10 protein-coding genes are annotated in these 13,383 nt (G+C 73.9%); 1 reads left to right on the top strand and 9 read right to left on the bottom strand.

The genetic code is table 11. The features are described 5' to 3' along the window. The first annotated feature begins 83 nt into the window (after positions 1-83). Positions 84-938, top strand: a complete 855-nt coding sequence (locus ACFTWP_RS09420; RefSeq protein ID WP_380263661.1) for an HAD family hydrolase — start codon at positions 84-86, stop codon at positions 936-938. Between the two features lie 60 nt (positions 939-998). Here ACFTWP_RS09420 and ACFTWP_RS09415 read toward each other — a convergent pair whose 3' ends face one another. The 9 genes from ACFTWP_RS09415 to ACFTWP_RS09375 all read right to left on the bottom strand — a co-directional run bounded on the left by ACFTWP_RS09415 (position 999) and on the right by ACFTWP_RS09375 (position 13,307). Continuing rightward, positions 999-2,405 carry a cytochrome P450 gene (locus ACFTWP_RS09415; RefSeq protein WP_380263660.1) on the bottom strand — a complete coding sequence of 469 codons (1,407 nt, stop codon included), beginning with the start codon at positions 2,403-2,405 and terminating at the stop codon, positions 999-1,001. Positions 2,406-2,576: 171 nt separating this feature from the next. Continuing rightward, complete coding sequence (locus ACFTWP_RS09410) at positions 2,577-3,491, bottom strand: phosphate ABC transporter ATP-binding protein (RefSeq protein ID WP_380263659.1); 915 nt, start codon at positions 3,489-3,491, stop codon at positions 2,577-2,579. Between the two features lie 34 nt (positions 3,492-3,525). Further along, on the bottom strand, positions 3,526-4,473 hold the full coding sequence (locus ACFTWP_RS09405; RefSeq protein ID WP_380263658.1) for a sortase: 948 nt from the start codon (positions 4,471-4,473) through the stop codon (positions 3,526-3,528). Positions 4,474-4,522: 49 nt separating this feature from the next. Beyond that, a complete protein-coding gene (locus ACFTWP_RS09400) occupies positions 4,523-6,310 on the bottom strand; it encodes a phosphate ABC transporter substrate-binding protein PstS (protein WP_380263657.1) in 1,788 nt (595 codons plus the stop codon). Between the two features lie 38 nt (positions 6,311-6,348). Continuing rightward, positions 6,349-7,512: a phosphate ABC transporter permease PstA gene (gene pstA, locus ACFTWP_RS09395; RefSeq protein ID WP_380263656.1), complete on the bottom strand. Its 1,164-nt coding sequence runs from the start codon at positions 7,510-7,512 to the stop codon at positions 6,349-6,351. A gap of 55 nt (positions 7,513-7,567) precedes the next feature. Next, positions 7,568-8,584 (bottom strand): phosphate ABC transporter permease subunit PstC, encoded by a 1,017-nt coding sequence (pstC, locus tag ACFTWP_RS09390; protein WP_380263654.1) that lies wholly within the window; start codon positions 8,582-8,584, stop codon positions 7,568-7,570. Between the two features lie 105 nt (positions 8,585-8,689). After that, entirely contained in the window at positions 8,690-11,275 is a 2,586-nt protein-coding gene (locus ACFTWP_RS09385) for a hypothetical protein (protein ID WP_380263653.1), read from the bottom strand. A 255-nt stretch (positions 11,276-11,530) separates the two neighbouring features. Beyond that, entirely contained in the window at positions 11,531-12,133 is a 603-nt protein-coding gene (locus tag ACFTWP_RS09380; RefSeq protein WP_380263652.1) for a hypothetical protein, read from the bottom strand. A gap of 109 nt (positions 12,134-12,242) precedes the next feature. After that, a complete protein-coding gene (locus ACFTWP_RS09375) occupies positions 12,243-13,307 on the bottom strand; it encodes a substrate-binding domain-containing protein (RefSeq protein ID WP_380263651.1) in 1,065 nt (354 codons plus the stop codon). Positions 13,308-13,383 lie beyond the last annotated feature (76 nt).

Here is a 13,383-nt window from a genome sequence, read left to right as displayed (position 1 = left end):
GAGGGGCGCGGGGAGCCCGCCCGGGGGCTCCACCGGGCGACCGGATCGGCGCCCGCCGACGACCGGTGAGCGAAGATGGACCGGTGACCACCTCCCCGGGCCACCCGACGCCCCGCACCCGCCTGATCGCCACCGACCTGGACGGCACCCTGCTCTGCTCCGGCGGCACCGTCTCCGCGCGGACCGCCGCCGCGCTCGCGGCCGCCGAGGCGGCCGGGGTGCACGTGGTGTTCGTCACCGGGCGGCCGCCCCGCTGGATGCAGCAGGTCAGCTCGCACGTCGGCGGCCACGGCGTGGCGATCTGCTCGAACGGCGGTGCGGTCGTCGACGTCCGGCGCGGGGAGCTGCTGGAGTCCTTCCCGCTGGCGGCCGAGGACGCGCTCGCGGTGATCACGGCGCTGCGGGCCAAGCTGCCCGGCACGGCGTTCGCCTTCGAGTACCCGGGCGGCTTCGCCCGCGAGCCCGGGTACGAGGTGCGGATGTGGGGCTCCGACGAGTCCCACCCGATCGGCCCGGCGGAGGAGCTGCTCGGCCCCGGCGGCGAGGTCCGCGGCCTGTTCAAGCTGCTCGCCAAGCACCCGGACCTCGAACCGGACAAGCTGCTCGCCGAGGCGCGGAAGGCCGCCGGGCACCTGGCCGAGATCACCCGGTCCAGCCCGATCCCGCTGCTGGAGATCAGCGCGCCGGGCGTCACCAAGGCCAGCACCCTGGCCCGCTGGTGCGCCGGGCACGGGATCGACAGCAGCGAGGTGGTCGCCTTCGGCGACATGCCCAACGACCTGGAGATGCTGGCCTGGGCCGGCCGGGCGTACGCGGTCGCCAACGCCCATCCCGAGGTGCTCGCCGCCGTCGCCTCGCACACCGTGAGCAACGAGCAGGACGGCGTGGCGGCCGTCCTGGAGGCGCTGCTGGCCGCCGAGGCCGCGCCGTCGTCCTGAACCCCGTGGCTCAGGACGCCGGCCGCGTCGCCCAGGACGCCGGCCCCGCGGCCCCGGGCGTCAGCCCCGCGGCCCCAGGCGCACCGGCAGCCGGGTCAGCCGCCAGCCGTCCGGCACCGGCGCGTGTTCGAGCTGCTCGGGGGCGACCGCGAGGCTGAGCCCCGGGTGGCGCCGCAGCAGCGCGGCGAGGGCGACCTCGGCCTCCTGACGGGCCAGCGCGGCGCCCAGGCAGTGGTGCAGGCCGTGCCCGAAGCCCACCTGCTGCTCGCCCGGGCCGACCGGCTCCCTGGTCAGGTCGAGCCGCTCCGGGCGGGGGTAGCGGCGGGGGTCGAAGTCGGCCGCCACCAGGACCAGCCGCACCGCCTCGCCCCGCCGGATCCGGGTGTCCCGGAAGGTCAGGTCCTCGGTGGCGTAGCGCAGGCCGGTCATGTGGACCGGGCCGCACCAGCGCACCAGCTCCTCGACGGCGCGCGGCCACAGGGCCGGGTCCGCGTCGAGGCGGGCCCGCTCCCCGGGGTGCGAGAGCAGGGCGGCGGCGCCGTTGCCGATCAGGTGGGCGGTGGTCCCGTACCCGGCCGGGACCAGCGCCAGGACCAGCGAGACGATCTCCTCGTCGGTGAGCCGGTCACCGTCCGGCCCCACCCGGCCCGCCTCGTCGGCGCCGGTGGTCCGTCCGCCCCCGTCGGCCGGGACGCCCCCGTCGGCCGGGCCCGGGCGGAGCAGTGCGCCGATCAGGTCGTCGGCCGGCTCGGCCCGCCGGCGGCCGACCAGCTCCCGGACCTGCCCGACCAGGGCCGGTGTGGAGACCCGCAGCCGCTCGGGGTGACCGGCGGCGAGGTCGGCGCTCCAGGTGTGCCACAGCGGCCGACCGGCCGGCGGCACGCCCACCAGCTCGCAGAGGGCGCCGAGCGACAGCGGGGACGCGAAGTGTTCGACGAGGTCGACCACCCCCGCCTCGGCGTGTCCGGGCAGGGCGTCGAGCAGGTCCTCGGCGAGGGCGCCGACCCGGGGGCGCAGGGCCTGCAGCCGGCGGGCGGAGAAGGCCCGGGCGAGCGGCCGGCGCAGCCGGGTGTGGACGGGCGGATCGCTGTCCGGCAGCGCGGCGAGCAGCAGCGGGTGCAGCTCGGCCGGCAGCCCGCTCCGCTCCAGCTCCGCGACGCGCGGGTCCTCGCCGGTCCAACCCGGCACCGCGGTGAGCGAGTTGACGAACCGCTGGTCGCGCAGCAGCTCCCGGACGTCGTCGTGGCGGGTGACCAGCCAGACCGGTGCGTCGTCCGGCATCCGGCCCCGGACGATCGGGCCCTGCTCGCGCAGCCGCCCGTAGCCGCCGAACGGATCGGCGAGCAGGGCGGGATCCATCAGGGCCGGCTCCCCCGGATGCGCCGCCGCCCGCTCACCGAGTCCGGCCGGGGCCTCCCTGGCGGGCGGCACGGCAGTGGCGGTCTCGGCTCTCGCGGGCGTGGGCATCGTCCGGTCCTCTCATCGGTGAACAGGTCCACCCGGCCCAACGAGAACTGTTCGAACCGGTAACGGCGGGGCCGGGCACCCGGGCGGCGGCGCCCGTGCGGTTCCCCCCTTCGGCCCAGCGGCCGGGTGCGGCCCCGGGCCGCACCCGGTCACCCGGCCGCCGGACAGGCGCTAGCCGAAGCGGCCGTTGACGTAGTCGGCCGTCCGCTGGTCGCGCGGACTGCCGAAGAGCTGCTCCGTGGGGCCGGCCTCGACGATCCGGCCCGGGGTGTCGTGGGTGGCGAGGAAGAACGCGCAGGACTGCGAAACCCGCTGCGCCTGCTGCATGTTGTGGGTGACGATCACGATGGTGAGCCGGCCGCGCAGCTCCGCGATGGTCTCCTCGACCCGGCGGGTGGAGGTCGGGTCGAGCGCCGAACAGGGCTCGTCCATCAGCAGGATGTCCGGCGACACGGCCAACGACCGGGCGATGCAGAGGCGTTGCTGCTGGCCGCCGGAGAGGGCGCCGCCCGGGGTGTGCAGCCGGGTGGCGACCTCGTTCCAGAGTCCGGCCCGGCGCAGGCTGGACTCCACCAGGTGCTCGCGCTCGGCCTTGCCGACCTTGATGCCGGCCAGCTTGAGGCCGCTCGCCACGTTGTCCTGGATGGACATCGCGGGGAAGGGGTTGGGGCGCTGGAAGACCATGCCGATCCGGCGCCGCACCTCGGCGGGCCGCCGGCCCGGCCGGTAGACGTCGTCGCCGTCCAGCAGCACCTCGCCGGAGAGGGCCGCGCCGCGCACCATCTCGTGCATCCGGTTGAGGATCCGCAGGTAAGTGGACTTGCCGCAGCCGGACGGGCCGATCAGCGCCGTCACCTCGCCGGCGGCCATGCCGAGCGAGACCCGCTCCAGCACCTTGTGGGAGCCGAACCAGGCCGACACGTCCCGGGTTTCGAGGCCGGCCAGGCCCTCGGTCGGCGGCACGTCGGTGACGGCGTCGGCCGGGACGGGCGGCAGGACGAGCGTGGTCTCGGCGGCGCCGGGCACCGCCGAGGAGGCGGAGCGGGCGACGGGCAGGGCGGCGGTCAGGTTCGGTGCGTCGGTCATCGGTGCGGTCCTCCGGAGCGCGAGCCAGCGCGCGTCAGTAGAGATTGGGCAGCAGGGCGGCGGCGTTCTCGTACACGCTCCAGAGCAGCGCGCCGAGCACCGGCGCGAGGCTCAGGTAGGCGGCCGAGCGGCGCCACCAGCGGGCCGCGACGGTGGCGGCCAGTACGGCGCCCAGCAGCCCGAGGGTCCAGAGCTGCAGGGCCGCGAGCGCGCCCTTGTCGGCCGCGAGGGCCTTGTCGTAGCCGATGGTGGCGGGCCGGCCGCCCGGGTTGGGCTGCGCCTCGCCGTCGAGCCGGGCGCCGATCAGCACGGTGCCGGAGGGGATCCAGCCGGAGTCGCCGGTGACCAGCACCAGCCGGTTCCGGGCCGGGTCGGTGATCGGCTGGTCGGCGTCCCCGTAGACGTTCACGGTGTACGTGAACCGGCCCTGCCCGGTGGTGGCGGTGATCTGGTCGCCGACCCGCAGTTCGGACAGCCGGGCGAACGGCGCGCCGAAGCTCGCCCCGCGCCCGAACAGCACGCTCACGCCCGTCTGTCCCGGCAGCGCGGTGTCCCGGCGGTGCCCCGGACCGCGCATCAGGTCGCGGCCGGTGGTGCCCTCCACCACCACGGCCTGGCGCAGACCGATGGCGGGGATGTCGATCAGTGCCACGGGCTCGCCGTCGGCGGCGGCGCCGGTGGGCGCCACCGCCTTGGCGAGCTGGTCCCGGAAGCTCTTGTAGGAGGTCGACTGGAAGTGCCGCTCCTGCAGGTGGGAGAGGGTGAAGAGGTAGCCGACGAAGCCGGTGAGCAGCGCGGCGGCCAGGCTGGCCGCCCAGGCCGCCTGGAGGAAGCGCCGCCGGGCGGTGGAACGGCCGCCGGCCGGGGGCGCCGCGGCGGGGGCCGGCGCCGGGGCCTTCGACGGGGTCGCCGCGGGCACCGCCCCGGGGCCGGCCGGGGCGGGGGCGGCTACGGACGCCTGGTCGATCGTGGGTGCGCTCACCGTCTCCTCCTCTGCGTCGTCGCTGCGGGCGTGGTGGTCCGGCGGTCGGTCATGCCGGGCCGCCCGGGGTCTGCCGGCGTCGCCGGAGCAGGTAGCCGCCCAGCAGCGGCGGTACCGCGACCACGGCGAGCAGTTCGAGTGCGGTGAGGGTGGTCAGCAGCCAGTCCTCGGGCCGCCCGTCGACGGCGACCACGGTGGCCGGGAGTTCGCCGGCAGCGCCGCCGCCGCCCCGGGCCACCACCTGGCCGGTCTGCGGGTCGACCACCTGCTCGGCGGCGGCCTCCTCGCCGTCGGCCGGCGCGGGGGCCGCGCCCGCCGGGTCGCCGCCGCTCCCGCCCGTACCGCCGGTGCCGCCCGTGCCGGAGCCTGCGCCGCCCGTACCGCCGGTGCCGCCGCTCCCGCCCGCGCCCGGGGTCTTGCCGCCGCCGCTGCCGGCCGTGCCGGCGCCGGTGCCTCCGGTGCCGCCCTTCGGCACGGCCTGGCCGCCCTGGACGGTGCAGTCGAGGGGCGTGCCGACCTTGTCGCAGGGGCTGGGCTGCGGCGCGTTGGTGAGCACGGTGAGCTGGCCGGCCGAGTTGAAGGTCGGGTTGGCGCAGTTGTTGAGCGAGTTCGGGTCCACCGGACTGGCGTTGCCCGGGATGTGCTGGACCTGCAGCATCCCGCCCTTCACCAGGCCGCGCGGGATCGGCGAGTACCCGAGGCCGTCCGCCTCGCCCTGGCCCTCGCAGAGCACGTAGGCGATGAACCGGCTCAGCGCGCTGCCCTTGTCGTTGTTGAAGCGCGGCGGCACCGGCAGGCTCGCCGCGGCGCGCGGCACGATCAGGTAGCTGTAGCTGGAGATCGGGTACGAGCGCGGGTCGTTCATGGTGTAGACGCCGTCGAGGTTCTGCTGCAGGTAGTCGGGGTCGTCCGGGGAGGTGGCGTCGTCCACGCCGCGGATCTTGGCCGCGGTCAGCGCGATGGCCACGTTGGAGGCGGTCGGCAGCGAGTAGTACCCGGCCGGGTTGAGCACCTTCACGACCGGCCAGTTGCTGCGCTTGGCGAAGGCGTACTCGTCGTAGCCGATGGTGCCGAGCCCGGACTGGGACTTGATGTAGCCGGCGACGACGTCGGAGCCGTTCTGCGCGACCATCCGGCCGGACGGCGGGAAGAACTCGGTGTAGTCGCCGCAGCTGGTGCCGTTGATCTGGCCGCAGTACGCGTCCCACTGGTCCTTGTGGGTGTGCGACATCCAGCGGGTGAACTGGGCGGTCGCACCGGAGCCGTCGGAGCGCACGACCGGGGTGATCGGCAGCTTCGGCAGCGCCCGGCCGTAGTCCGCGGTGATCTTGGGGTCGTCCCATGAGGTGATCTTGTTGGTGAAGATGTCCACCACGGTCTGCGGCGAGAGCCGCAGGTCACGGACCTGCTTGCCGGCCACCACCAGGTTGTACATGAACGTGGTGCCGCCCGCCGTGATCGGCACGTACGAGAAGCCGTACCGCGGCGACTCGGGCTGCCCGCTCCCGGCGCTGTGCGCGGCGTCGCCGAGACCGTCGTCCCGCTTGGTCCGGAACGGGACGTCCGAGGCGGTGAAGTCGTCCTGCCCGAGGCTCCACTGGGCGCGGCCCGCCGCCGAGCCCACCGGGTTGAAGTTGATCTGGATCCCCTGCGGCGAGACGTCCTGGCGCCACTGGTCGATGGCCGGGCCGGCCCAACTGGAGCCGTCCGCGTTCAGCGAGGTCGACGCGTACGCGGACGTGCTCTGTCCCAGCAGCACGGCCATGGCGACGGTGAGCACTGTCAGCAGCAACGCCACCGGTCGCGGCACAGGGCGGCTTGTGGCCTCCCACGACATGGGAACTCCTCTTTGGCGCAAGGCGGTTGGGAAGGACATCAGTGCTCCCGGATGGCGGGGTGGGCGGCACGCGCGATCCGCCGGCGCTGGCGCCGGGTCAGCCGGCCCGGCGTACGGCCGCCGACCACGCGTGCGGTGACGAACAGGATCAGCACCACGACCATCAGCGTCAGCGCGGCGGCGAAGGCCCGCGAGACCATCTCGGGGTAGGGCTGCTTCACGTAGTTCCAGATGTACAGCGGCAGCGAGACCTGGTGCTCGGCGAACGGGTTCCCGTTGAACTGCGAGGTGAAGCCCGAGGTGAGCAGCACCGGCGAGGTCTCCCCCACGCCGCGTGCCATGCCCAGCACCACGGCCGTGACCAACCCGGGCCTGGCGGTGGGCAGCACGACGTTCCACACGGTCCGCCACTGGCTGCCGCCGAGCGCGTACGAGGCCTCCCGCAGGGTGCCCGGCACCAGCCGGATCACCACCTCGGCGGCGCGGGTGACGATCGGCATCATCATCACGGTCAGCGCGAGGGAGGCCGCGAAGCCGCTCTTCTCCCAGCCCAGCGTGACGATCACGATGCCGAGGATGAACAGGCCGGCGACGATCGACGGCAGTGCCGTCATCGCCTCGACCAGGGTGCGTACCGGCCGGGCCATCCGGCCACCGACCTCGGACATGAAGACGGCCGCGGCGATTCCGAGCGGCACGGCGAACAACGTTGCCAGGCCCAGCTGTTCGAGCGAGCCGACGACCGCGTTCAGGGCGCCGCCGGAGGTGATCGGGGAGAGCGCGGCGGTGTGCTCCATCGACTCGGTGAAGAAGTTCAGGTGGCTCGCCGCGTGCAGCCCGCGCACCAGCACGTAGCCGATCTGGTCGACGATCGCCCCGAGCACCAGCAGGCCCGAGCTCCAGGCCAGCACGGCCACCAGCCGCTCGCGGACCAGCTGCGGCCCCCACTGGAGCCGGCCGAGCAGGACGTAGCCGGCCAGGAACAGGACGTACCAGCCGACCAGGAAGCCGAGCGCGCCGCTGAACGCGAGGATCCGCTCGTACAGCATCCAGTCGAGCGCGAGGGAGCCGGTGACGGCGCCGGCCAGCGTCAGCACGTCCTCCCGGGTGACGCCGCCGAGGCGCACCCGCCGTTCGGGTTCGGCCACGGCGGCGGCGGGGGCCGTCGCCACGGGGGCGGCGGGCAGGTCGAGGGTGGTCATCCGGTGATCCCTTCGGGGCGGCGGGGCGGCAGGACTACGGGCAGGTCGGCCACGGTCAGTCCGCCGTGGCCGCGCCGGAGCGGGACCGGTTGATGACGACGCCGGCCGCGACGTTGACCAGCAGCGTCAGCAGGAAGAGCACCAGTCCGGCCGCCATCAGGGCGGACAGCGACAGCTGGTCCGACTCCCCGAAGCGCAGGGCGATCAGCGCCGAGATCGAGTTGGCGCCGTTCTCCAGCACGTGGGTGATCGCCTTGAAGTTCGGCGAGATGATCAGCGCGACCGCGATGGTCTCGCCCATGGCCCGGCCGAAGCCGAGCATCACGGCGCCGATCACCCCGCCCCGGCCGAACGGCAGCACCACCGTGCGCACCATCCCCCAGCGGGTGCTGCCGAGCGCGTACGCGCCCTCCCGCTCGCCCTGCGGCGCCTGGGAGAACACCTCCCGGCTGAGCGAGGTCACGATCGGGATGATCATCAGCGACACGACCACGCCCGCGATGAACGTCGACGAGGTGTACGAGGTGCCGATGTCCCCCGTCCGCACCTTGAGGAACGGGATCGCCCCGCCCAGGTGCATCGCCGTCCACCGGACGAAGCCGATGATCCGCGGCTGGAGGAAGAACAGCCCCCACAGCCCGTAGACGATGCTCGGGATCGCCGCCATCAGGTCGATCAGCGAGACCAGCGTCGCCCGCACCCGGACGGGTGCGTACTCGGCGACGAAGACGGCCGTGCCGAGCGCCACCGGCACCGCGATGACCAGCGCGATCACGGCGATCAGCAGGCCGTTCGGCAGCACGGCCGCGATGCCGAAGTCGTACGTCTGGGTCCGCCAGCGCTGTTCGGTGAGGAACGACCAGCCGACCGCCCGCAGGGCGTCCGAGCCGCGCAGCAGCAGGAAGAAGGCGATCAGGCCCATGATCGCGAAGACCGAGAGGCCGGCGGCCCGCAGCACCCCGCGGAACACCCGGTCCCCGGGAGTCGCGGGCGCGGTGATCGTACGCGGTACGTCGGGATCGTCGGGCGGGGCCTGGGCGAAGGGTGCCGCGGGGCCGATGGCGGCTGTCATGGTCTGCTCTCCGGCGCACTCGGATCGGAAGGAGGGTCATGCCTGCGGGCCGGCTGGCCGGCACCCGCCCGGCGGGGCCCGGTCAGGGCCCCGCCGGACGTACGGTCAGCTCCCGCCCCGGCGCAGCCGGGCCCAGCCGGTGCGCAGGCCGCCCACGATCCGCGCGCCGGCGGACGTGCCGCCCAGCACCAGCGCGGCGGGCCCGCCGACCAGCAGCACCAGGCCGGCGATCAGCGCGACGGGCAGCAGCAGCCGCGCCGTCCCCGCCCGGTCCGGCGCGGGCCTGCCCGCGGCGACGGGGGCGGCGGTCAGCGGCGTGGCACCCGGGGAGGCTCCGGGGGTCGCGGCGCCGGCCTTCGCGGGGGCGGTGGCGGGGGCGCCGGGCGTACCGCCGGCCGCTCCCGCGGTGTCCGTCGTGCCGAGGCCGCCACCGGTGGTGGAGTCGGTGCCGGTGCCGCCGCCCGAGGTCGTACCGGACTGCGTGTCGCCGCCGGACGCGGTCGTACCCGCTCCGGCGCCGGAGTCGGTACCGCCCGTGGTGCCGCCGCCGGTGACCGGCGGGGCGGTCTGGTTGCCGGGAAGTGCGCTGTCCTGCGCGGCCACGTGGGTCGTGGCGGCCTTCGCCTGGGCGACCTGGGCCGACGTCAGCCCGAGGAAGCCGGGTGCGAGCTGCCCGGGGTTGGTGCCGTAGACCTGGCCCTCGCCCTGGTCGGTGACGCGCCCGAGGAAGGAGGACAGGGCGGTCGCCTTCGCCGCCGGAAGGCCCGCGGTCGGCACCATCGCGTACTGCACGGTGGTCAACGGGTAAGCGGCCCGGTCCTTGGCGAAGTCGGTGCCGGACACCCCGTACGGCAGCTGCTGGGTGCCGGTGAGCGGATCGACCGGCATGTCGGCGAGAGCCGCCTGGAACGAACCCAGGCTCGGCGTCACGAAGTCACCCGCCGGGTTCCGCAGGGCCGCCTCGGGCATGGCGAACGCCGTCGCCTGGCCGGCGTCGAGAATGCCGAACAGGGTGCGCCCACCGATGATCTGCGGCGGGATCTTCGGGTGGTTGCCGCTCCCGTCGGCGACGGTCGAGAGCGCCGTGCTCTGGAACTGCAGGAGATTGCGGCCCACCTGGCCCAGCCCGCCGAGCAGCGGGTTCCACTCGTACATCTTCCACTTGCTCCGGTCGTCGGTCGCGCCGACCACCCCGGAGAAGTCCTGCGGCTGGAACGCCTCCGTCGGGTAGCCCTCGTACTTGGGCCGCATGTAGAAGGTGTCCACGTGCATGCCCCACGGATCGGGGGAGCCCTGGAGGAACTGTGCGGCCTCCGGGTCGGCTGCGATCCATGAGGTCACCTGGTGGGCCAGGTCCGTGGTGCCACCGAGCACGACGGGCGTCGTGGCATCGCCGCAGGCCGGCCAGTGGAGCCCAGCGGCGGTGGCCTCCGCGTTCAGCTTCAGGAACTCGGGGTCGGCGAAGATGCAGACCGGGTTGTCCGCAACCGACGGAAGGTCACCGTTGCCCAGTCGGTAGGACTGGGTCAGCATCTTGGCCAACAGCCGCGCGTTGAGGCGAACGTTGCGGATCTGCGCTCCGGTCACCGGATCGTCGAGCAGGAAGACCACCGAGATGCCGGTCGTCGCCAACGGCGCGTAGACGTAGGGCCTGGGCGCGGCTGCCCGGTCCGGCCTCGCCGTGAGCGCCACGTCGGCGCCCGCGCCGCCGAGGAAGTCCGCCCGGGCCTGCGGCTCGCCACCGGCGGAGGTGTACTGCAGGCTGATCGGTGCGGTCCCCGCGCAGAGACCCGCCCGCCACTGCTGCATGGCCCGGTTGGCCATCTCCAGTCCGGCGGCGGTGAAGTCGGCGTGGGCGGCCTTGCAGTCGTCGGCGGTCGGAGCGAACTCCAGGGGGACGACCGCACGGTGCGTCCAGGCGCACTGCTCACCGGTCTGGTGGTTGGTGTTCGGGTTGGACCGTCCCGTGTACACGATGTCCGTGGCGTTGTCGGTCTCGAAGTCCATGTCCATCGAGTGGTCCGAGCAGTCCGCGGCCCCACCGCGCCGGTTGAGCCAGTCGAGCGGGTCGCCGCCGTAGTTCGGCTCCACCACGATCGAGCAGGGGTGGGTCGCGTCACAGCCCAGGGAGGTGCTCTGGCGAGAGGTCCAGACCTCGAAGCCGGCGGTGCCGGAGCCGTCCGGGCCGGTCACCGCGATCCGGTGGTTGGAGGGGAAGTCGGGAGTGGTGGTGCCCGGCGGGCGGGTCTCCTGCTCGAAGCCGAGGGCCGGATCCCCTCCGTACATGGTGTTGCCGTAGCAGTCGGTCGGCTTCGGATCAGTGCCCCGGCACTGGTAGATCCGCACCGCGTACATCACCTGCTGGTTGAACTCCACAGCCGTGGCCGCGGGAGTGCCGTCCCAGTTGACCGTGGGCGTGAAGCCGCTCCAGGAGACCTGGACGACCTCGTTGGTGAGGTTCTTGCCGTGCGAGACCGAGACCTGGCCCTTCGCTCCGTACGTCCCGGTGGCCGGGATCCAGATCTCCGGCCCCTCCACGGTCACCCCGGCCGCCGCGCGCGCCTCGGTGGCCGGCCCGAAGCCCAGGGGCAGCAGCGAGAGCGTGGCGACCACGGCCCAGGCGAGCGCCAGCGCAGGCAGTCTCCTCCGCCACCACCCCTGGTGTCTCGGGTCTGGCAGGCGGACTCTCATGGCGGGCACCTCCGTGCGAATGCGCAGCAACAGTGCGCGGGTGAAGGACAGTTGAGCGGACGGACCAACGGTCTCGGTGCGTACCTATTCGGCCATCCGGAGATGGCCGGATCCGGTCGGCGGGATGTACGAGGCCACAACACGCTCACTTTTCAAGCAAGTTGCTCGAAACGGCGGTGCGGACCCACGCGGGAGCACGCGTGGGTCCGCACCTCGGCACCGCGGCGGCAGCCAGCGGGCTGCCGGAGGCGTCGGTCAGCCGGCCGGGGTGAAGGTGATCGAGAGCGAGCCGATGGACTGGCCGCCCTGGAAGAAGGTGGTGTTCAGCTTGCCGTCGACGTACTGGGCGCCCTCGGCGTCGACCTTGAGGTCCGAGGCCTCCAGCGTCTGGGTGGTGCCGGTGCGGCCGATCTGGTTGTCGCCGGCCGGGGTGAGCAGGTTGACCGGGGCGGTGGCGCCGAGCGGCACGCCGGTGAGCTTCCAGGTGTCGGCCTGGAAGGCCAGCTGCTTGAAGATCGCGGTCTTGCCGGTGAACAGGTTGACGAACAGCAGGCCGCCGCCGAGGTCGATCTTGTCGTAGTAGGCCTGCAGGTTGGCGTCGCCGCCGGTGGCCGGGAAGGTCGCCGAGAAGCCCGTGGCGCTGTCGTAACCGGGCTGGCCGGCGGGGAGCGGGACCACCACGACGCCGGCCGCGGCCGTCTGCTGGATGAACGCGGTGCTCTCGTGGACCACCACGCTGCCGCTCGCCGCGGTGGCCGGGGCCGGGGTGGTGTCGGCGGCGGCCGCGCCGGACAGACCGGTGACGGCGAGGACCGCGGTGGCGGCGGTGGCGGCGAGGCGAACGCTGGTGCGGGACATGCTGGTCTCCTTGGGATGCGCACTGGGCGGGGTGGAGCAGCGGGACGGCCGGCCGCCGTGGAGCGGCGGCCGGGTCCGACCCTTGCCGTCAGGCGGTGCTGACGGACGATCAGTGGGGCGAGACGGTGCCGCACGCGTTCGCGGGCAGCGCCAGGAAGCCGTAGCTCTGGACGTCGGCGGCCCCGTTCGTACAGATCCAGCCGTTCGGTCCGAAGACGGACCGCAGCGCGATGCCGTGCGCGTCGGTCGCGGACCACTCGGCGGCGCGGACCACGTTGTGGACGTACCGGCCGAACGCGCCGTAGGTGAACGTCGCGTTGGCGAAGGTCGGGTTGATCGTGTGCGCGGCGGTCAGCGGGGCGACGCCGTTCACCGCGCGAACGGTGAGCGGGCCCGGCGCGTCCGCGGTGGTGGTGTGGCCGCCGTAGACCTGGCCGATCCAGTGGCCCACCGAATACGGGAAGATCACGTCCGGGTCGCTGAACACCGGTGCGGTGCCCTCGTTGTCGTCCGTGGCGGCGACCACGGCGGGCGAGAGCAGCGGGGATCCGATGGCCTTGAGGAAGACCGCTCGGATCCCGGAGCCGACCTGCGGCAGGTACGGCTTGATCACACTGTTCGGCCCGACGTAGCCCGGGATGTCGGTGATCTGGTTCCAGGTGGTGTAGACGCCGCTGTAGATGTTCCTCAGGTCCGCCGCGGTCAGGTTGGCGGGGGCGTTGCCTCCCGCCGGGGCGGACCAGCTCACCGCGTCCTTGGCGAAGCGCACGAAGGTGGCGTCGGGCACGACGTAGCCGGGGAGGTCGGCGGGGAGCGCCTCCACCCGGACGAAGTCCACCGTGAAGTGCGTGTACTGGTCGAGCGCGAGCACGCTGACCGCGACGCCCGGCCGGCTCAGCTGCGTGGCCCCCACCTTGGTCGTGAGCTGCGCCGAGCCCTCGGAGTCCCAGTTGTAGAGCCGCGGCGAGGTGGTGTCGCCCAGGCCCGCCAGGTAGGCGTTGTAGTCGGTGGAGAACCGGTCGAGCACACCCTGGGTGGTCTGCCCCCCGAAGCCCACGACGGCGGTGGCCGGCGGCAGGGCGGGCGGGTCGGCCACCGCGTCCACGGTGACCCCGGAGACCAGTGCCGTCGCGAGCGCGACGGCGCCGAGCAGCCTGCTTGCGGTCGTGCGCATGGTGCCCCCTGGGCGGTGGTTGCGGGTACGGGACCGGTTCGGCCCGGCAGGTGCGGTACCGGCGGAGACCGGGCGA

Source organism: Kitasatospora sp. NPDC057015 (assembly GCF_042673745.1).
GTDB lineage: Bacteria > Actinomycetota > Actinomycetes > Streptomycetales > Streptomycetaceae > Kitasatospora.
Note: the sequence above shows the minus strand (reverse complement) of the source record. Positions and strands in the feature narration are given on the sequence as shown.